Origin of the sequence: Rhodococcus sp. IEGM 27 (assembly GCF_033142305.1) — a bacterium.
GTDB lineage: Bacteria > Actinomycetota > Actinomycetes > Mycobacteriales > Mycobacteriaceae > Rhodococcus_F > Rhodococcus_F oxybenzonivorans.
The window spans coordinates 349224-368698 of sequence record NZ_JAWLSG010000005.1 but is presented as its reverse complement, the minus strand read 5'-3'; the positions used below and the strand labels follow the sequence as shown (position 1 = coordinate 368698).

Sequence of the window (19475 nt, the reverse complement as noted above, 5' to 3'; positions counted from 1 at the left end):
GGGGCGCGGGGGCCGGGGGCCACACTTTTTTGGGGTTCCCCCACCACCCCCCCACACGGGGGGGGGGGCGGCGGGGTGTTGTGTGTGGGCCCGCCCCGGCCCCCCCCCCCCCACTCACGGGCGGCGAAGCCGCCTAGAGGTCGCGTTCCCGCTCGCGTCTGCGTTCGATGCGCCGCCGCGCGTCGTGGTCGCGCATGCGCTGCGGGTAACCGGTCTTGCGGACGTCGTAGACGGGGATCTGCAGATCTTCGCCGAGCTTGCGGGCGCCCCGTTCGCCGCCGACGCGGCGCCGGGTCCATTCCCCGTCGGCGGCGACCAAGACCACGGTGACCTCGGTCACCGTGGTCTGCGGCTCCACATAGGCCTCGACGCCGAGGTGGGTGCGCGCCCAGTTCGCCAGATAGGAAGCGTCCTCGGGTGATGCCTGGGATCGGCGGCCCGGTCGTGGCCGCGAGAAACGGTCGAACAACCCCACGTCGGGCCTCCTCGGGAGCGTGCGCCGGTCGGTGTCGGCACGGTTCCCCCAGTTTGCCAGGCAACTTCCGCTCGGTGCCGCGATCGGAAACTACTCGTCAGTAGGGCGAACGTCGCGACACACCCGAGCCGACGTGGGGGAACCCTCGACGGACGCGCGCCTCCGATCAATGGAAAGATGTGGAGCGCCGACACAGCGAGTGGGTGACGACGAATCGGAATTACCTGCGAGTAGCCGCAAGATATGTGCATCTCGAGCACAATGGTTCACGACCACAAGTCGACAAAATTCAACAACCCGAACACAACTGTCGAGGAGTCAAAAGACATGGCCTTCTCCGTCCAGATGCCAGCGCTTGGTGAGAGTGTCACCGAGGGAACTGTCACGCGATGGCTCAAGCAGGAAGGAGACACGGTCGAAGTTGACGAACCCTTGCTCGAAGTCTCCACGGACAAGGTGGACACGGAGATCCCGTCCCCCGTGGCCGGCGTGCTCAGCAAAATCGTCGCTCAGGAAGACGACACCGTGGAAATCGGTGGCGAGCTTGCCGTGATCGGTGACGACGGTGAAGCGCCGTCGTCCGACTCCGCACCCGAGCCTGCCGCGGAAGAGCCGGCCGAAGAGCCGGCCGAAGAACCCGCTCAGGAGGCACCGGCCGCGGAATCCGCACCGGCTTCGTCCGGCAACGGGAGCTCCGACGGCACCCCGGTGACGATGCCCGAACTGGGCGAGTCGGTCACCGAAGGCACCGTGACCCGGTGGCTCAAGGCCGTCGGTGACGAGGTTGCCGTCGACGAGCCGCTCGTCGAGGTCTCGACCGACAAGGTCGATACCGAAATTCCGTCGCCCGTGGCCGGAACCCTCCTCGAGATCAGCGCGCAGGAAGACGACACGGTCTCGGTCGGCGGTCAGCTCGCCGTCATCGGATCCGGCGCTCCCGCCGCGAAGCCTGCTGCGGCACCCGAGCCGACCCCGGAGCCCGCAAAGGCAGAGCCGAAGCCCGAACCCGCAAAGGCGGAGCCGAAGCCCGAACCCGCGAAGGCGGAGCCGAAGCCCGAACCCAAGCCTCAGCCCGCGAAGGCGGAGCCCGCCAAGAGCGCACCGGCACCCTCGGCCGCGACATCGGCACCCGCTGCACCGTCCGGCGACAGCACCCCGTACGTCACTCCCCTCGTCCGCAAGCTCGCCGCGGACAACGGCGTCGACCTGTCCTCGATCACGGGCACCGGCGTCGGTGGACGCATCCGCAAGCAGGACGTCCTCGCGGCCGCGGAGGCCAAGAAGGCTCCCGCTGCAGCACCGGCATCGGCCCCCGCGGCGGCCGCCTCGGCACCGGCGCCCACCTCAGCCGGAGTCCGCCCGGAGCTGGCCCACCTGCGCGGAACCACGCAGAAGGCCAACCGTATTCGCCAGATCACGGCGACGAAGACGCGGGAGTCGCTGCAGACCACGGCGCAGCTCACCCAGACCTTCGAGGTGGATGTCACCAGGATCGCCGCACTGCGTGCGCGGGCCAAGAACACCTTCCTCGAGCGCGAGGGCGTCAAGCTCACGTTCCTCCCGTTCTTCGCGAAGGCTGTCGTCGAGGCGTTGAAGTCGCACCCGAACGTCAACGCCAGCTACGACGAGGCGAACAAGCAGATCACCTACTACGACGCCGAGCACCTGGGCATCGCGGTCGACACCGAGCAGGGCCTGCTCTCCCCGGTGATCCACAACGCCGGTGATCTGTCGCTCGCCGGGCTAGCCCGCGCCATCGCCGACATCGCCAAGCGCGCCCGGTCCGGTGGCCTCAAGCCCGACGAACTGTCGGGTGGCACGTTCACCATCACGAACATCGGTAGCCAGGGCGCCCTATTCGACACCCCGATCCTCGTGCCCCCGCAGGCGGCGATGCTCGGTACCGGCGCGATCGTCAAGCGCCCGGTCGTCGTGACGGACGAGTCCGGCAGCGAATCCATCGGCGTCCGCTCGATGTGCTACCTGCCGCTCACGTACGACCACCGCTTGGTGGACGGCGCTGATGCCGGACGCTTCCTGACCACGGTCAAGCACCGCCTGGAGGAGGCTTCGTTCGAGGCTGATCTCGGCCTGTAGTTCGCGGAGCACACCGAGTCGGTACGGTTCGGATTCGCGCAGGGGCACCATTCATTCCGGAATGGTGCCCCTGCCTTGTGAAGGAGGCTGTTGCACATGCGCGTTGTCATCGCCGGCTCCTCGGGGCTGATCGGAACTGCACTTGTCTCGTCTCTACGCGGCGACGGCCACGACGTCGTCCGGCTGGTGCGGCGGGCGACGGCCGGACCCGACGAATCTCGGTGGGATCCGCAGAAGGACCGGCTCGACACGGCGATCCTCGCCGACGCCGACGCGGTCGTGAATCTGTGTGGTGTCGGCATCGGTGACAAACGATGGACCGGGGCGTACAAACAACTGATCCGGGACAGCCGCATCGCGGCCACCGACGTCCTGGCCGAGGCGGTTGCGGAGGCTCGCGTCCCCGCGTTCGTCAGTGCCAGCGCTGTCGGCTACTACGGCGACACGGGCAATACCGTCGTCGACGAAAGCTCGCCATCGGGTACCGGGTTCCTCGCCGACACCTGTCGCGATTGGGAGGCGGCCGCAGCTCCTGCGGTCATGTCGAACGTCCGGACGGTTTTGCTCCGCAGCGGGATCGTCCTTTCACCGCGGGGTGGGCTGCTCGGCAGGCTGCGGCGGCTGTATTCGATCGGCCTCGGTGGACGCCTCGGGGACGGACGCCAGTACCTGTCATGGATTTCGCTGGAGGACGAGGTGGATGCCATCAAGTTCCTCCTTGCCCGCGACGACGTCGACGGACCAGTCGATCTCACCGGGCCCGCACCCGTGACAAATGCCGAGTTCACTAGTGCGGTAGCGCGGACCCTGCACCGTCCGGCGCCCTGGATCGTCCCGGGTTTCGCCTTGAACGCACTGGTCGGCGAGTTCGCGAGAGAAGGCATCCTGGCGGGCCAGCGCGCCATCCCCACCGTTCTCGAGGCGTGCGGCTTCTCTTTTCGCCACAACACGATCGGTGAGGCACTCGATGCCTGCCTCGTGCGGTGAAGGAGGTCACGTCCGCGGAAACTCGAGCCGGGCGTAATCTCTAGCACATGAGCAGCGTGTCACTTTCCGCCCGTTTCAGCCGCGACCCGATCACCGTCGAAAATCTCGGCCTGATCGATTACGTCGATGCATGGAATCGTCAGCGTGAGCTCGCTGCCCAACGCGCGGAGGACATCGGTGCCGATACGCTGCTGCTCCTCGAGCACCCGCCCGTGTACACCGCCGGGCGTCGGACGCAACCCGAGGACCTGCCGAGCGACGGCACGCCCGTGATCGACGTCGACCGCGGCGGGAAAATCACCTGGCACGGCCCCGGCCAGCTCGTCGGCTACCCGATCCTGAAGCTCGCCGAACCGGTAGACGTCGTGAAGTATGTGCGCCGCCTCGAGCAGGCACTGATCACCGTCTGCACCGACCTCGGCCTGGACTGCGGCCGGGTCGAGGGTCGTTCCGGAGTATGGCTGGCTGCCTCCCTGACCGACGGGCAGTGGCTACCGGAGCGCAAGGTCGCCGCCATCGGCGTCCGAGTGCAGCGGGGCGTCGCTTTGCATGGCTTCTCGCTGAACTGCAACTCGGTCCTCACGGGTTTCGACAACATCATTCCCTGCGGCCTGCGCGACGCCGGAGTCACCACGCTTTCGCGCGAACTCGACCGCGACGTGACGGTCGACGAGGTCACTCCCGCCGTGACCGAGGCGGTCCTGGCGGCACTCGACGGCACTCTGCCGATCACCGATCACGACATCGAACGGGTCGAGTTCGACGCTGCCGCGGCTGCCCAGCGCACCTCGTCGACCCCCACCTTCACTACTGTTCAGTACGGCTGACCGGCGTCCCCGGCCCGCCGGGTGCCTCGGGCCGGGCGTACCATCGTCTGCGTGACTGTGGCCCCAGAAGGACGCAAATTGCTCCGCCTCGAGATCCGAAACGCGGAGACCCCGATCGAACGCAAGCCGAACTGGATCAAGACGAGAGCGAAGATGGGCCCGGAATACTCCGAGCTCAAAAGCCTCGTCAAACGCGAAGGCCTGCACACCGTCTGCGAAGAAGCCGGCTGCCCCAACATCTACGAATGCTGGGAAGACCGCGAGGCCACCTTCCTCATCGGCGGCGAGCAATGCACCCGCCGCTGCGACTTCTGCCAGATCGACACCGGCAAACCCGACGACCTCGACCGCGACGAACCACGCCGCGTCGCCGAGTCCGTCCAGGCCATGGGCCTGCGCTACTCGACCATCACCGGCGTCGCCCGCGACGACCTCCCCGACGGCGGCGCCTGGCTCTACGCCGAAACGGTGCGCCTGATCCACCAGCTCAACCCCGGCACCGGCGTCGAACTGCTGATCCCGGATTTCAACGCCAAACCCGAGCAACTCGCCGAGGTGTTCTCCACCCGCCCCGAGGTCCTCGCCCACAACGTCGAGACCGTGCCCCGCATCTTCAAGCGCATCCGCCCGGCCTTCCGCTACCAGCGCAGCCTCGACGTGATCACCGCCGCCCGCGAGGACGGACTCGTCACCAAGTCGAACCTGATCCTGGGAATGGGCGAAACCCCCGACGAGGTCACCCAGGCACTGCACGACCTGCACGACGCCGGCTGCGACATCATCACCATCACCCAGTACCTGCGTCCCTCGCCGCGGCACCACCCCGTCGAGCGGTGGGTCAAGCCCGAGGAATTCGTGGCGCACTCCACCACCGCCGAAGAGATCGGCTTCGCCGGCGTCATGGCAGGACCACTGGTCCGCTCCTCCTACCGGGCCGGCCGCCTGTACGCACAGGCGATGGCCCACCACGGCCGTGAACTGCCCGCCGGGCAAGCACATCTCGCGGAGGGCGGCAGTGCGTCGCAGGAGGCGAGCTCCCTCATGGCCAGGCTCGCGCAGTAACGCGAACCGGCGACGTCGATCAACACCGGACGGGTCATCGGTCCCGAGTGCTGGGGACGTATCCTGAACAGCATGGCGAACGGCAGTAAATCTGGTAAAGCGGGCAAACCCGGCAAGGAAGCGAAAGCAGCCGCCAAGGCAGCTCGCAGGCAGGCATCGAAGGAGCGTAGAACCCAGCTCTGGCAGGCCTTCCAGATGCAGCGCAAGGAAGACAAGCTGCTGCTGCCGCTCATGCTCGGGACCCTGGTCGGACTCGCGGTGGTGTTCTTCCTCGTCGGTCTGATCTGGGGCATCCAGTGGCTTCTGCTGCCCATCGGTCTCCTGCTCGGCGTCCTCGGAGCGTTCATCATCTTCGGCCGGCGTGTGCAGAAGACGGTGTACGGAAAAGCCGAAGGGCAGGCGGGCGCCGCGGCGTGGGCGCTCGACAACATGCAGGGTGCCTGGCGAGTGACCAGCGCTGTCGCAGGTACCACTCAGCTCGATGCCGTGCACCGCGTGATCGGACGCCCCGGCGTCATCCTTGTCGCCGAGGGATCACCGCAGCGGGTCAAATCGCTACTCGCGCAGGAGAAGAAGAAGACCGCTCGACTCGTCGGTGACACGCCGATCTACGACATCGTCATCGGCAACGACGAGGGGCAGGTACCGCTCTCGCAGCTGCAGAAGTACCTCAACAAGCTTCCGAAGAACATCGACACCAAGCGCATGGACGCTATCGAGTCGCGTCTCGCGGCGTTGAGCAGCCGGAGCGGCGGTGCCGCACTACCCAAGGGCCCCATGCCGGGCGGCGCCAAGATGCGCGGGGTGCAGCGCACCATCCGTCGTCGCTGAGTTCGCCTCTGTCACACAAGCCCGATGCCGGGCCGATGCAGCTCGACTGCATCGGCCCGGCATCGGCGTTTTCATCGAGGTCGAGGTCAGCGTGTGCGCACGAGGGCGGTGCCTGTGGCGCGGTCCTGCATGCCGCGGCCGTCGACATCGGTGATGGTGCCCGGCACGACGAAGACGAGCAGGGCCTGACGCACCAGCGCACGGACGAAGCCGACACGCACGGGGCCGTCCACCCGCGCCACCCGTATTCCCAGGCACAACTGCCCAGGAGTGAAGGAGAACAAGGTGACGGCGGCGATCCCGACGACGAACCACACGAGCAACGTGACGCTCGACAACGGGCCTTCGAGCGGATTGTCTCCGATGATCAGCGCGGCCACGCCCGCCGACGACACCCAGTCGATCATGAGGGCCGCCAGACGGCGGCCGGTGCCGACGAGCGCGCCGGGCCCGTCCGCCGGCAGCCCGAGACGTTCACCTCGATAGGACTGTTGCGCCTCGGCTGCCCCGTTCGGCAGGGCAGCCGAGGGTCCGGAGAGCCAGGAGCCGGTGATACGTGCCATGCTGTCCAGGATAGGCGTCGCCGCTCGGGGCACCTCACACTGGCGTTCGGGCCTGTGTGCGCAGTCACACCCGGCCGCAAAAGCCCAGGACGTTGCGACGCGTAACATGCCGGAAACAAAAGGTTGACCAGCGGGCAACACCAGGTCCATACCGTCTGGCACGACGAATTCGCCAATATCTACTTGGCTGAAGCGACTTAAGGAGCACAAGCGTGGCGTTCACCACGGCCGAAGAGGTCATCAAGTTCATCGCGGACGAGAACGTCGAGTACGTCGACATTCGGTTCAGTGACCTTCCCGGCGTCCAGCAGCACTTCTCGATCCCGGCCTCTGCGTTCACCCAGGATGTCTTCGAGGACGGCCTCGCGTTCGACGGTTCGTCCGTCCGCGGCTTCCAGTCGATCCACGAGTCGGACATGATGCTCCTCCCCGACGTCGCTACCGCGCAGATCGACCCCTTCCGTGCCGCCAAGACACTGAACGTGAACTTCTTCGTCCACGACCCGTTCACGCGTGAGTCCTACAGTCGCGACCCCCGTAACGTCGCCCGCAAGGCTGAGGAATACCTGAAGTCGACCGGCATCGCCGACACGGCGTTCTTCGGCGCCGAGGCCGAGTTCTACATCTTCGACTCGATCCGTTACGACTCGCAGATGAACGGCTCCTTCTACGAGATCGACTCCGTCTCCGCATCCTGGAACACGGGCGCTGAACTCAACGCCGACGGCAGCCCCAACCTGGGCTACAAGGTCCGCCCCAAGGGTGGCTACTTCCCCGTCGCACCGTACGACCACTACGTCGACCTGCGCGACGAGATCTCGACCAACCTGCAGAACGCGGGCTTCGAGCTCGAGCGCGGTCACCACGAGGTGGGCACTGCCGGTCAGGCCGAGATCAACTACAAGTTCAACACGCTGCTCGCAGCCGCAGATGACCTGCAGCTGTTCAAGTACATCGTGAAGAACACCGCGTGGAAGCACGGCAAGTCCGCCACCTTCATGCCGAAGCCGCTGTTCGGCGACAACGGCTCGGGCATGCACGTCCACCAGTCGCTGTGGAAGGACGGCAAGCCGCTGTTCCACGACGAGGCCGGCTACGCGGGTCTGTCCGACATGGCACGCCACTACATCGGCGGCATCCTGCATCACGCTCCGTCGCTGCTCGCGTTCACCAACCCGACCGTCAACTCGTACCACCGCCTGGTGCCGGGCTACGAAGCCCCCATCAACCTGGTGTACAGCCAGCGCAACCGCTCAGCGGCCGTGCGTATCCCGATCACCGGCAACAACCCGAAGGCCAAGCGCCTCGAGTTCCGCGCCCCCGACTCCTCGGGTAACCCCTACCTGAACTTCGCGGCGCAGATGATGGCCGGCCTGGACGGCATCAAGAACAAGATCGAGCCGCAGGCTCCGGTCGACAAGGACCTCTACGAGCTCCCGCCGGAGGAGGCCCGCAACATCCCGCAGGCCCCCACCAGCCTGTCGGCAGTGATCGACCGCCTCGAGGCGGACCACGACTACCTCACCGAGGGTGGCGTGTTCACCTCCGACCTGATCGAGACCTGGATCTCGCTCAAGCGTGAACAGGAGATCGCTCCGGTCAACCTGCGGCCGCACCCCTACGAGTTCCAGCTGTACTACGACGTGTAAGTCGTAGGTCCCCGCCTTCGCGCGGGTCGTTTCTCCGACGAGCCCATCCGTGGTCTCGGCTGCCTGCAGCCGATGCCCGCGGATGGGCTCGTTCGTCTCTCCTGTGGCACACCTGTTTCACTCCAGGCGACTCGGGTAACCGCCACACCAGGCGTTCCAGTGTTCCGGACCATTGGATCGTCCAGGCGGCGCCGGTTCAGAAGTCGAGGCGGCGCCGCCGCCTCACCCTTCCTGCAGCGTCCGAAGCATCTCCTCGGCGATGACGCGCAGCTTGATGTTGCGGTTCTTCGACTCGGTGACCAGAACCTGGAACGCCTCGTCGGCGGAGACCCGGCGGGCCGCCATGATGGCACCCTTCGCCTGCTCGATCACCGCACGCGACTTCATTGCCGTCTCCAGTTGCTCACCCCGCCTGCGCGCCTCTTCGAGTCGCGAGGCGCCGTCGAGGGCGTATCGGACGGCAACGAGAAGCACGTTGAGCACGGCGGCATCGGCCCTGGTGAAACCGTGTGCCTCCCGGCTGTATACGTTCAGTGCGCCGAGGTACTTTCCCTCGAGCAGTATCGGCGCGGACAGGTAGCTCGCGACACCTAAGCGCCGGGCGCTGTGTGCGAACGACGGCCATCGCCGTGTCGCCTCTTCGGAATCGGCCCGCGTGATCGTCTGCGTACGGGCAGCTTCGAGACACGGCCCGTCGCCGGCGTCGTACTGGACACGATCCACGTCGACGACCAAGCGGTCGGTGGCGGCTCTCGTCGTGGCGTCTCCGTTGTCCAGAAGGACTGTGACGCCTGCCAGGTGGGCGCCCGGCACCAGGGCGAGGGCCTCCCGGCTGACTTCTTCGAGGAATTGGTCCGTTCGCCCCGCCGAGTCCAGTTCGGAGTACAAGCTGTGGAGCGCATCCTTCAGCGCGTCGAACTGGTGATCAGCGAGTCCGTCCCCACTCACTCCGCTCATCGTGCACCTTCCGTGAATCTCCGACACTCCATTATTCGTCACCGCCACGGCCGTGGATGGGAGGACTTCCCAGAAGTACAGGAATCTCCTCACCGCCACCGAGACCGGCGTTATGATCCGGAAACCCGGCCGCAGACTGCCATGGCCGAACCGATGGGGGTGAACGCGGTGCCTCGCTCCACCCGCGATTCGGCGCAATCGCCGGTATCGATAATCTTCCGACGCAGAATCGACGACGCCAGTTTCGACGAGTACCTGCGCTGGGAGCACCGCTCAGTCGAAATCCTGTCGGATCGTCCAGGATTCATAGATCAGGACATCATCCCGCCGTCACCGCCCGTGCAGGACGACTGGGTAACGGTCCAGCGGTTCACCACGATCGACGACGCCAGAGCGTGGCTGGACAGTGCCGAACGGACCGCCCTCGTCGCGGAGATCAAGCACGCATTCATCGGCAACGAGGACGTCCATCTACTCACCGGTGAACAGACTGCCGCGCAGGCTGCGTCGTCGGTGGTCATCTCCTGCCGCATCGATCCGGAGGACGAGTCGACCTTCATGGATTGGCAGCGTCGGATTTCCGCCGCCGAAGCCCGGTTCACGGGCTTTCGCGGGCACAAGGTGGAGCGGCCTGTCCGCGGCGTCACCGACGATTGGACGATCGTTCTCAGCTTCGACACCGAAGAGAATCTCGAGCGATGGATGAACTCGGCGGAGCGCGCCGAACTTCTCGAACAGGGGGCGCGCTTCAATCAGGACCTTCGAGTCCGCAGGGCCAGTTACGGTTTCGACTTCTGGTTTCGCGGGGCGAAAGGCGAACAGTCCGCGGAGGTTCCGGTTGCGCGGAGCAACCTTCTGGTACTCCTCGTCTTGTATCCGATGGTGGTGATCTGGGGCCACTTCGTCAGTGCACCGCTCATCGAGGGTCGCGGTGTCCCCGTTGCCGTCGCGCTGTTCATCGGCAATGTCGTCACCACCCAGATCTTGGGGTGGTGGGCGGTTCCGGCCGCGTTCAAGGCCTTCGGATGGTGGATGGACCCGGCGATCTCTCCTCGCAGGCGCAATATCGGATACGCCGTGATGATCGCATTGTTCGGTGTCTCGATCGCCGTGTCCACCCTGCTTTTCGCCATTCCCACCACCTGATGTTCCGGGGAAGTGAGCGCCGAGCTCGTCCAGGTGAAGGTCCGGATCGTGAGTAGGGCCCGCACACTCGCTCAGGTGTACCGAGACTTCGGTGAGGTCGATGCCGCCCCGACATCGCCGCTGTACCATCGCATCGCCGTCGCCCTGAGCGAGTCCGCCGAAGCGCTGCGCGCCATCGAAGTAGCTCCTGCGCGCAAGCGGCACCCCACGATCATTCTCGCCGCACTCCACGACCTCGCGCTCGCCGGACACGCCCCCGCGCTTGCCGCCGCCTATGCCGCCGCGGACCGCGACGCTGCCGCCGGCGCGGCGATCGACACGCTGGTGCACATGACCGACTCTGTGGTCGCCACCGCCGTGCGCCGGCCGATGCGGGCCGACGACACCGGTCGCTGCACTGTGCTGTATCCCGCCATCGCCGAGGCTGCGCGCCGCGTGGGTGCGGAGAGGATTGCGCTGATCGACGTGGGCTGTTCGGCCGGGTTCGATCTCACCGTCGATCGCGTCGGCATCACCTACAGCAACGGACAATTCCTGGGCGACCCGTCATCTCCGGTACAGCTGTCGTCCTCGATCGTGGGAGATCGCCCCGTCCCGACGCGGGCGATGCCCGAGGTTGTCGCCCGGGTGGGCATCGACCTCGATCCGGTCGACGTGACCGACGCGGACGAAGCCCGCTGGTTACGCGCCTGCGTGTGGCCGGATCAGCCCGAGCGGGTCGCCAGGCTCGATGCGGAGATCGCGCTGGCGGCGACGGAGCCTCCGCTGCTGCTCCGAGGTGACGCCGTCGAGGTGATGCCCGACGCCTTCGCCCGTGTGCCCGCGGACGCCCTGCCCGTCGCGACTACGACGTGGGCGCTGTCGCGCTTGCCCCTCGAAAGCCGCCTGCGCTTCCTGCACCGCCTCGGTGACGCAGCTGCCGGCCGGGCGGTGGCGTGGGTGTCGGCGGAGGGAGTCGGGGTCGCGCCGTCCATACCGACGCTCGGCGATCGCCGCGCCTCCGGCCACAGCATCATCGGGCTGGCAGTGTTCGACGCGTCGACTCTGCGCGCCGAGGCCATCGGCCGCTGCTGGTCGCGGGGCCGCTTGCTGTCCTGGCTGACCGGCTCCTGATGTTCTGACCGAGTGAGAGAACGTCCTGCCGAGATCGACGATCCCTGCCCCGACTGACTGTGTCCAACCCACCGAAGATTCGCATTTGCCTGCGTACAGGGCCGGCGCATAGCACTGTGAAATATCTCGAAACAGGTTTCGACGGGTGAAAGGTGTCGCACAGTGGACATCGCGCAGCTGTGGGATTTCGTCTCCGCGCGGAAGCAGCAACTGCTCACGGATTCCTATCTGCACGTCAGCGCGGTGGTGCAATCGGTGGTCATCGCCACGGTCGTCGCGGTGGTCGTCGGCATCGTCGTGTATCGCAGTCCGGCGGGGTCGGCCGTCGCCACAGCGCTCGCGAGCACTATCCTGACCGTCCCGTCGTTCGCCCTACTCGGCCTCCTGATCCCCATCCTGGGTCTCGGTGTGGCTCCCACGGTGACGGCCCTGGTCCTGTACGCCCTGTTGCCGATCATCCGGAACACGATCCTCGGTCTGTCGTCGGTGGACCCGGCGGTGACGGACGCGGCACGAGGTGTCGGTATGAGCCGGATCGCTGTGCTGAGCCGGATCGAGTTGCCGCTCGCGTGGCCGTCGATCCTCACCGGCATGCGGGTGAGCACCCAGATGTCGATGGGAATTCTCGCCATAGCGGCGTACGCCAAGGGGCCCGGACTGGGCAACCTCATCTTCTCCGGACTGTCGCGGGTGGGAAGCCCCACGGCAGTCCCGCAGGCCCTCACGGGCACCGTTTTGATTGTCCTTCTCGCTCTCGTGCTCGACGGTCTTTTCGTGGTCGTCGGCCGACTCACCACTTCCAGGGGGATCCGTGACTGAACTCGACACAGCACGCACCAGTTCTGACACCGTCTCAGGCGTGGAGATCGTCCTCGAGGATGTCGTCAAGAACTATCCCGGCCAGAGCCGACCGGCCGTCGACAACGTCTCGATGCGCATCCCGGCGGGCGAGATCGTCGTATTCGTCGGCCCGTCCGGCTGCGGTAAGACCACGACGATGCGGATGATCAATCGCCTCATCGAACCAACGTCGGGCAAGATCACGATCGGCGGAAACAATGCGCTGTCCATCGATCCCGACAGGTTGCGACGGGGCATCGGTTACTCGATACAGCAGGCCGGGCTCTTCCCGCATCTGACCATCGCCAAGAACGTCGCCACCGTGCCGGGGCTGATCGGGTGGGACAAGAAGAAGATCGCCCAGCGCACCGACGACATGCTCGACCTGGTCGGTCTCGACCCCGACGTCTACCGGGACCGCTATCCCCGGCAGCTGTCGGGTGGGCAGCAGCAGCGTGTCGGGGTGGCCCGGGCCCTGGCCGCCGATCCCCCGGTCCTGCTCATGGACGAGCCGTTCGGCGCGGTGGATCCGATTACGCGCGGACTGCTGCAGGACGAACTGATGCGACTGCAGTCGGATCTGGGCAAGACCATCGTCTTCGTCACCCACGACTTCAACGAGGCCGTGAAGCTCGGCGACCGCATCGCCGTTCTCGGGGATCAGTCGCACATCATGCAGTACGACACCCCGGATGCGATTCTCGCGAATCCCGCGAACGACATGGTGGCCGGCTTCGTCGGCGCGAACGCGTCGCTCAAACAGTTGACGCTGACCCGGGTCCGGGACGTGCCGCTCCTCGACTGCCCCACCGCGTATGCCGACGGTTCGGTCGACGAGCTGCGGGCGGCCATCACACCACGCAAGATCAAGTGGGGTCTGATCCTCGACGCACGTGATCGCCCCATCCGCTGGGTGTCCCTCGGCCACCTGGCACACGCCACCTCACTGCACGACATCGGTGACCCGATCGAGGAGGTCGTCTCCACCCAGTCCACGCTGCAGGATGCGCTCGAGGCGTTGCTCGCCGAAAGTAGCGCCTCGACCGTCGTCACCGGCCGGCGGGGCGAATACGAAGGTCTCATCAGTATCGACACGCTGGTGAACCACCTCTCCGCGATGCGGGAGGAGCACGGGCCGAACAGCGAGAACGGGGAAACGAGCGTAGAGGGGCCGCCGACATGACCACCGCCGTTGTCGCACAGGACATCCCCGCCGCCCGCCGATCCGAACGTGCCCGGTTGCTGGTCCAACCCGTGATCGTGCTCGTACTCGTGGCCGGGGTCCTCGGGTGGGCATTCAACCGCGAACTCACGGCCACTCAGAAGGGCAGTCTCAACGCCGCGAACATCGCCACCCTGACGTGGCAGCATGTTCTGATCACGGTCGTGGTCGTGGCCATCGTCGTCGCCATCGCCGTTCCCCTGGGAATCCTTCTGACGCGCCCCGGTTTCACCAGGCTGGCACCAGTCTTCATCGGTATCGCCAATATCGGTCAGGCCGCGCCGGCGATCGGGCTACTCGTGCTGCTGTTCCTGGCCACCAGCACCACCGGGTTCTGGATCGGCGTTCTGCCCATAGCGTTCTATTCGCTGCTTCCTGTGCTTCGCAACACCATGCTCGGTTTGCAGCAGGTCGATCCCGCCGTCATCGACGCCGGGCGCGGGCAAGGAATGACGGCACGCCTGGTGTTGCAGAAAGTCGAGTTGCCACTGGCCGTTCCGTACATCCTGGCCGGGTTGCGTACCTCGCTCGTCCTCGCCGTCGGCACCGCGACCCTCAGTTTCCTCGTCAGCGCCGGCGGTCTCGGCATTCTCATCGACACCGGATACAAGCTGCGCGACAACGTCACACTGGTCGTCGGCGCGGTGCTCGCGGTCGCGCTCGCGCTTCTGGTCGACTGGTGCGGTGCACTGGCCGAGGAGTTCCTGGGCCCGAAGGGACTACGCTGATGGCCTTGCGACGAGGACTCCGGCGCACACTTGCGGCAACGGCGTTGGCGTGCAGTGTCACTCTCCTGGCCGGCTGCGGTCTCGAATCCGGTGGCGCGCTGCCGCTGTCCGTACTCCCCGGCAGTATTCAACCTGTCCCCGAACTCGAGGGGGTGAAGATCACCGTCGGGTCCAAGGATTTCACCGAGCAGGTGATCCTCGGGTACATCATCGAATTCGCGCTCAGCGCCGCCGGCGCCGACGTGCGCGATCTCACCAACATCCAGGGATCGAACAGCACCCGGGACGCGCAGTTGGACGGGCAGATCGACGTCACCTACGAGTACACGGGAACCGGCTGGATCAACTATCTGGGCAACGAGACTCCTGTGCCCGACCCCGTCGCGCAATTCGAGGCCGTGCGGGACGAAGACCTCGAACGCAATGCCATGGTGTGGGTGGAGCCCGCACCCATGAACAACACCTATGCCCTGGCGATGAACAGGCAGACCGCCGAGCAGACCGGCATCACCACGTTGTCGCAGTACGCAGACCTGGTCAACCGCGACCCTGCGGCCGCCACCACGTGCGTCGAGACGGAATTCAATGTGCGACAGGACGGCTTCCCCGGGCTGGCCGCCACCTACGGCTTCGATCCCGCGAGAGCGAACCGGCAGATCCTGCAGACCGGCATCATCTATCAAGCCACCGCGGACGGCACACAATGCAAGTTCGGTGAGGTGTTCACCACCGACGGGCGCATCATCGCGCTCGATCTGATCCTTCTCGAGGACGACCGGCAGTTCTTCCCGAAGTACAACCCTGCTATCACGATGCGTAAGGACTTCGCCGATGCCCACCCACAGGTGGCGGAGGTCATGGCGCCCATTTCGGACGCCCTGACCAACGAGGAGGTCACCGAGATGAACCGGCTCGTCGACGTCGAAGGACAGGAACCGGCGGACGTCGCTCGTAACTGGCTGGCAGACAAGGGATTTGTGACACTCCCCTGATCTCACGGTCCGAGGGTGATTGTTGCGATCAAGCCCCGATGATCCGAACCGGCGATCGCCACCGACTCGACCGACTGCGCCCGGGCCCCGCTCGTCACGATGTGGTCGATCGCGATCATCGGCGGAAACGGCTGCCGGTCTGCCGGATACGTGTTCTGGATTCCGGCACCCACCTGGTCGGCGGCGTCCCGAAAGCGGCCGCTCACCAGATTGCGGTACTTGACGTGATCGCGGGTGGAATTGAAATCGCCGCTGAGAATCACCGGACCCGAGTCCTCGGGGATCCCGTCGAGCAACGCCTTGATGCGGTCCATCTCCCCCGCCCACACCGCGGAATCCACCGGCCAGGGCGGAACGGGATGCAGGGCGTACACGGCCGCACTCGCGCCGTCCGGAAGGGTTGTCCGCGCCGACAGCGCCGTCAGCAGGAACTCCTCGTGGTGCGTCTGTTCGGACAGCGGATACCGGCTCCAGATCCCGGTTCCAACCCCGCCGGTCCCGGGCCGCAGAAACGAGTGAGGCAACACGGACGAGATACCCGACGCCTCGAGCCGCCCGACAGCCTCGGGCGTCAGTTCGTTCACGGTGACCACGTCGACGTCGTTGTCCTCGATCTGCCTCCTCAGCGAATCGGGATCGGCGTTGCCGAGCCAGATATTGGCCTGCATCACAGTCACTTCCGGACCAGATGCCGGCGCCGATCCGTTCGCCAGATAGAGCGGCGCCTGCGACAGCGTGGCTACCGCCGCGACTGTCAGGGCCACCCCGAATCCGACCCAGTGCCGCGTCACACCGAGAACCAGCACCCCGACCGCTGCCGCGGCCATCAAATAGGGGGCGGCCGACGCCAGCACGAGGAGTCGTTGGTTGTGTACGTCGAGGAATCGGAGCACCACACCGAACACCCCGACGAGCACCGCGCACCACCCGAGGGCGGTGAGCGCTCGCACCCCCCAGACGGCGATCACCCGCCGAAGACCCTCTCCACCACTGCTTTGGCCCGTCGGGTGACGCGCAGGTAATGGTCGAGGAACTCGCCCGCGTCGTCACTACCCCATCCGGCAATCTGCGCGACAGCGGACAGGACGCGACCGGAGCCGGGCAGCTGATCCGTGGGTTTACCGCGTACCAGCACCAGGCAGTTGCGAGCTTTCGTCGCCGTGATCCACGCGTCGCGTAGCAGTTCGACGTCTGCCTCACTGAGCAGTTCTGCGGCCCCGATGGCGTCGAGAGTTTCGAGGGTCGACGTGTTGTGGAGCGACTCGATGTCGTGGGCGTGCCGAAGCTGGATCAGCTGCACAGTCCACTCGATGTCGGCGAGCCCGCCGCGACCGAGTTTGGTGTGCGTGGCGGGGTCGGCGCCGCGAGGCAACCGCTCCGAGTCGACCCGCGCCTTGATGCGCCGGATCTCGCGTACTGCCTGCTCGGACACCCCACCTTCGGGATAACGCGTCTTGTCGATCATGTGGAGGAAGCGCAGTCCGAGGTCGGCGTCGCCGGCGACGTGGTGTGCTCGCAGCAGCGCCTGAATCTCCCAGGCCTGCGCCCACTGTGCGTAGTAGGCCTCGTACGACGCGAGCGTGCGCACGACGGGACCGCTACGCCCCTCCGGCCGCAACCCGGTGTCGACCTCGAGTGGTGGATCCGTGCTGGGCGCACCCAGGAGCGAACGCACCTTGTCGGCGACTCCGTTGGCCCACTTGACGGCGACGGTCTCGTCGACGCCCTCGCGAGGCTCGCACACGAAGAGCACGTCGGCGTCGGATCCGTAGCCCAGCTCACCGCCACCGAGCCGGCCCATCCCGATCACCGTGAACGTTGCGGGCGCCGGTTCGCCCAGCTCCTTCTCGCTCGCATTGATCACCGAGGTCAGCGCGGAGTTGAGGACGGCCGCCCACACCGAGGACAACGCCCGACACACCCCGGGCACGTCGAGCATGCCGAGAATGTCGGCGGAGGCGATCCGGGCCAGTTCGTACCGGCGCAGGGACCGCGCGGCCGCGATGGCGCGCGCCGGATCGTCGTGGCGGGCCGACGCCGTCAGAATTCCCCGCGCGACGTCCTCCGGTTTCGATTCCAGCAGGCGCGGGCCGCCCGGGGAATCGGCGAACAACCGCACCACATCGGGGGCCTTGATCAGCAGGTCCGGAACGTAGGCCGACGAACCCAGCACGGTCATCAGTCGCTCGGCCACGGACGCCTCGTCACGGAGCAGACGCAGGAACCACGTCTGGTCGTTCATCGCATCCGACAGCCTGCGGTAAGCAAGCAACCCCGCGTCGGGGTCCGGTGTGTCACCGAGGAATTCGAGCAACGTCGGCAACAGCAGCGCCTGGATGCGGCCCTTACGGGACGCACCGCTCGTGAGCGCCGTCAGATGTCCGAGGGCGTTCTCGGGTGCCGTGTATCCCAGCGCCGCCAACTGACGGATTGCCGCGTCGGGACTGAGCCGCAGAGCATCCTTGTCGATCCGAGCCACCGATTCCAGCAGTGGGCGGTAGAACAATTTGGCATGCAGGCGCCGCACCCGGTGGGCGTTGCGCTTGATTTCGGCGTTGAGGACGCCGAGGGCATCCTTGCTGCCGTCCGGCCGCATGTGGGCGGCCCGCGCCAGCCACCGTAATGCTTCCTCGTCCTCGGCGGGCGGAAGCGTGTGGGTGCGTCGCAACTTCTGCAGTTGCAGCCGGTGCTCGAGCAGCCGCAGGAACTCGTACGACGCAGCCAGGTTCGCGGCGTCGTCGCGCCCGACGTACCCGCGCGCGGCGAGCGCCGTCAAGGCGTCGATGGTGCTCTGCACGTGGAGCGCCTCGTCCGCACGTCCGTGGACCAGCTGGAGCAGCTGCACCGCGAACTCGACGTCGCGCAGGCTGCCCCGGCCCAATTTGAGCTCCCGCTCGCGCAGTTCGGGCGGAACCATCTCCTCCACCCGCCGGCGCATGGCCTGAACCTCGGGAACGAAGTCGTCCCGCTCGGAGGCCGTCCACACCATCGGGCTGAGGGCCTCGACGTACTGCCGTCCCAGCTCGAGGTCGCCGATCATCGGCCGAGCCTTGAGGAGCGCCTGGAATTCCCAGGTCTTGGCCCACCGCTTGTAGTAGGTGACGTGAGATTCGAGCGTGCGGACGAGTTCGCCGCGTTTACCCTCGGGTCGCAGTGCCGCATCGACGTCGAAGAAGGCCGTCGATCCGATGCGGATCAGCTCACCCGCGATCCGGCTGGCGATCGTATCGGCGGGCTCGGCGACGAAGACCACGTCCACATCGCTCACGTAATTCAGTTCGCGTGCACCACATTTGCCCATCGCGATCACGGCGAGCCGCACCGGGCAGGGCGCTTCCGGACACACTGTTGCGACGGCGACTGCGAGAGCGGCATTGAGTGCGGCGTCCGCCAGATCGGACAACTGATGCCCGACGGTCTGGTACGGAAGTACCGGTTCGTTCTCGACGGTGGCCGCGAGGTCCACGGCTGCCAGGAGCATGAGCTGGTCACGGTACGACTTGCGCAATGCGGCGACAGCGTCCGAGCCCGTCACGGCGGCCCGGTACAGATTCGCCTCGGGATGAACGCCTTCCTCCGGGTGGGCGTCGACGGATGCCAACATCCGGGCGTTCGCCTCTTCCCTCGTCGGCAGGGTCACGTCACCGGCGAGAGTGGTCCACAGCGCAGGGTCCGCGACGAGATGATCGCCGAACGCACTGGAAGCACCCAGCAAGCCGAACAAGCGCCCGCGCAGGGCCTTGTCGGTGCGCAGGGCTTTGTCGAGGGCTTCCCACCCGTCGCCCAGACCGTCCTTCATCCGCACCAACGTGCGGAGCGCGAGGTCGGCGTTGGCTGCACGGGAGAGGGACCAGAGCAGCTCGACGCTGCCCTCGCCTACCCAGCCCAGATCTCGAAGTTCGGCGGGAGCGGTCGGTTCGACGAGGCCCAGTCGACCCGGGCCGGGAACGGCAGAACGCGCTGCCGGAGGCTTCACCATGTTCTTG

Annotated in this window: 17 protein-coding genes; 12 read left to right on the top strand and 5 right to left on the bottom strand. The window is 66.4% G+C overall.

The window, feature by feature from the left end:
* Positions 1-133 precede the first annotated feature (133 nt).
* Entirely contained in the window at positions 134-475 is a 342-nt protein-coding gene (locus R4P95_RS19705; protein WP_109329171.1) for an oxidoreductase, read from the bottom strand.
* Positions 476-802: 327 nt separating this feature from the next.
* Here R4P95_RS19705 and sucB point away from each other — a divergent pair, with 327 nt between their 5' ends.
* From sucB to R4P95_RS19680, 5 genes are all read left to right on the top strand, one after another.
* A complete protein-coding gene (sucB, locus tag R4P95_RS19700; protein WP_317746212.1) occupies positions 803-2572 on the top strand; it encodes a 2-oxoglutarate dehydrogenase, E2 component, dihydrolipoamide succinyltransferase in 1770 nt (589 codons plus the stop codon).
* A 96-nt stretch (positions 2573-2668) separates the two neighbouring features.
* Complete coding sequence (locus R4P95_RS19695) at positions 2669-3559, top strand: TIGR01777 family oxidoreductase (protein ID WP_213572457.1); 891 nt, start codon at positions 2669-2671, stop codon at positions 3557-3559.
* Positions 3560-3606: 47 nt separating this feature from the next.
* Entirely contained in the window at positions 3607-4386 is a 780-nt protein-coding gene (gene lipB / locus R4P95_RS19690) for a lipoyl(octanoyl) transferase LipB (protein ID WP_317746213.1), read from the top strand.
* Positions 4387-4437: 51 nt separating this feature from the next.
* Complete coding sequence (gene lipA, locus R4P95_RS19685) at positions 4438-5448, top strand: lipoyl synthase (RefSeq protein WP_213572459.1); 1011 nt, start codon at positions 4438-4440, stop codon at positions 5446-5448.
* 72 nt (positions 5449-5520) lie between these two features.
* Positions 5521-6279, top strand: coding sequence for a DUF4191 domain-containing protein (locus R4P95_RS19680; protein WP_213572460.1), 759 nt, complete (start codon positions 5521-5523; stop codon positions 6277-6279).
* 86 nt (positions 6280-6365) lie between these two features.
* Here R4P95_RS19680 and R4P95_RS19675 read toward each other — a convergent pair whose 3' ends face one another.
* The gene (locus R4P95_RS19675; protein WP_159921625.1) at positions 6366-6842 is read right to left on the bottom strand and encodes an RDD family protein; all 477 of its coding nucleotides are present in this window, start codon (positions 6840-6842) and stop codon (positions 6366-6368) included.
* A 212-nt stretch (positions 6843-7054) separates the two neighbouring features.
* On the opposite strand from R4P95_RS19675, the gene glnA reads away from it, so the two are divergent.
* A complete protein-coding gene (glnA, locus tag R4P95_RS19670; protein ID WP_109329159.1) occupies positions 7055-8491 on the top strand; it encodes a type I glutamate--ammonia ligase in 1437 nt (478 codons plus the stop codon).
* 222 nt (positions 8492-8713) lie between these two features.
* Here glnA and R4P95_RS19665 read toward each other — a convergent pair whose 3' ends face one another.
* Positions 8714-9448, bottom strand: a complete 735-nt coding sequence (locus R4P95_RS19665; RefSeq protein WP_213572479.1) for a GAF and ANTAR domain-containing protein — start codon at positions 9446-9448, stop codon at positions 8714-8716.
* A gap of 141 nt (positions 9449-9589) precedes the next feature.
* On the opposite strand from R4P95_RS19665, the gene R4P95_RS19660 reads away from it, so the two are divergent.
* From R4P95_RS19660 to R4P95_RS19635, 6 genes are all read left to right on the top strand, one after another.
* Complete coding sequence (locus R4P95_RS19660) at positions 9590-10594, top strand: antibiotic biosynthesis monooxygenase (RefSeq protein ID WP_317746214.1); 1005 nt, start codon at positions 9590-9592, stop codon at positions 10592-10594.
* A 12-nt stretch (positions 10595-10606) separates the two neighbouring features.
* Entirely contained in the window at positions 10607-11707 is a 1101-nt protein-coding gene (locus R4P95_RS19655; RefSeq protein WP_317746216.1) for a DUF2332 domain-containing protein, read from the top strand.
* A gap of 162 nt (positions 11708-11869) precedes the next feature.
* On the top strand, positions 11870-12526 hold the full coding sequence (locus R4P95_RS19650; protein ID WP_397517737.1) for an ABC transporter permease: 657 nt from the start codon (positions 11870-11872) through the stop codon (positions 12524-12526).
* The gene (locus tag R4P95_RS19645) at positions 12519-13730 is read left to right on the top strand and encodes an ABC transporter ATP-binding protein (RefSeq protein ID WP_317746218.1); all 1212 of its coding nucleotides are present in this window, start codon (positions 12519-12521) and stop codon (positions 13728-13730) included. The genes R4P95_RS19650 and R4P95_RS19645 overlap by 8 nt, the downstream gene beginning before the upstream one ends.
* The gene (locus tag R4P95_RS19640) at positions 13727-14497 is read left to right on the top strand and encodes an ABC transporter permease (protein ID WP_213572481.1); all 771 of its coding nucleotides are present in this window, start codon (positions 13727-13729) and stop codon (positions 14495-14497) included. Before R4P95_RS19645 ends, R4P95_RS19640 begins: the two co-directional genes overlap by 4 nt.
* Positions 14497-15489, top strand: a complete 993-nt coding sequence (locus R4P95_RS19635; protein ID WP_317746223.1) for a glycine betaine ABC transporter substrate-binding protein — start codon at positions 14497-14499, stop codon at positions 15487-15489. The genes R4P95_RS19640 and R4P95_RS19635 overlap by 1 nt, the downstream gene beginning before the upstream one ends.
* 2 nt (positions 15490-15491) lie before the next feature.
* Here the strand turns inward: R4P95_RS19635 and R4P95_RS19630 are convergent, their stop codons facing one another.
* Positions 15492-16457 carry an endonuclease/exonuclease/phosphatase family protein gene (locus R4P95_RS19630; protein WP_213572483.1) on the bottom strand — a complete coding sequence of 322 codons (966 nt, stop codon included), beginning with the start codon at positions 16455-16457 and terminating at the stop codon, positions 15492-15494.
* Entirely contained in the window at positions 16454-19468 is a 3015-nt protein-coding gene (locus tag R4P95_RS19625; RefSeq protein WP_317746224.1) for a bifunctional [glutamine synthetase] adenylyltransferase/[glutamine synthetase]-adenylyl-L-tyrosine phosphorylase, read from the bottom strand. The genes R4P95_RS19630 and R4P95_RS19625 overlap by 4 nt, the downstream gene beginning before the upstream one ends.
* Positions 19469-19475: the final 7 nt, after the last annotated feature.

Coding starts and splice junctions, on each gene's coding strand:
- sucB (WP_317746212.1), top strand. CDS start 803: ATGGCCTTCTCCGTCCAGATGCCAGCGCTTGGTGAGAGTGTCACCGAG.
- R4P95_RS19695 (WP_213572457.1), top strand. CDS start 2,669: ATGCGCGTTGTCATCGCCGGCTCCTCGGGGCTGATCGGAACTGCACTT.
- lipB (WP_317746213.1), top strand. CDS start 3,607: ATGAGCAGCGTGTCACTTTCCGCCCGTTTCAGCCGCGACCCGATCACC.
- R4P95_RS19680 (WP_213572460.1), top strand. CDS start 5,521: ATGGCGAACGGCAGTAAATCTGGTAAAGCGGGCAAACCCGGCAAGGAA.
- R4P95_RS19675 (WP_159921625.1), bottom strand. CDS start 6,842: ATGGCACGTATCACCGGCTCCTGGCTCTCCGGACCCTCGGCTGCCCTG.
- R4P95_RS19665 (WP_213572479.1), bottom strand. CDS start 9,448: ATGAGCGGAGTGAGTGGGGACGGACTCGCTGATCACCAGTTCGACGCG.
- R4P95_RS19660 (WP_317746214.1), top strand. CDS start 9,590: ATGGCCGAACCGATGGGGGTGAACGCGGTGCCTCGCTCCACCCGCGAT.
- R4P95_RS19640 (WP_213572481.1), top strand. CDS start 13,727: ATGACCACCGCCGTTGTCGCACAGGACATCCCCGCCGCCCGCCGATCC.
- R4P95_RS19635 (WP_317746223.1), top strand. CDS start 14,497: ATGGCCTTGCGACGAGGACTCCGGCGCACACTTGCGGCAACGGCGTTG.
- R4P95_RS19625 (WP_317746224.1), bottom strand. CDS start 19,468: ATGGTGAAGCCTCCGGCAGCGCGTTCTGCCGTTCCCGGCCCGGGTCGA.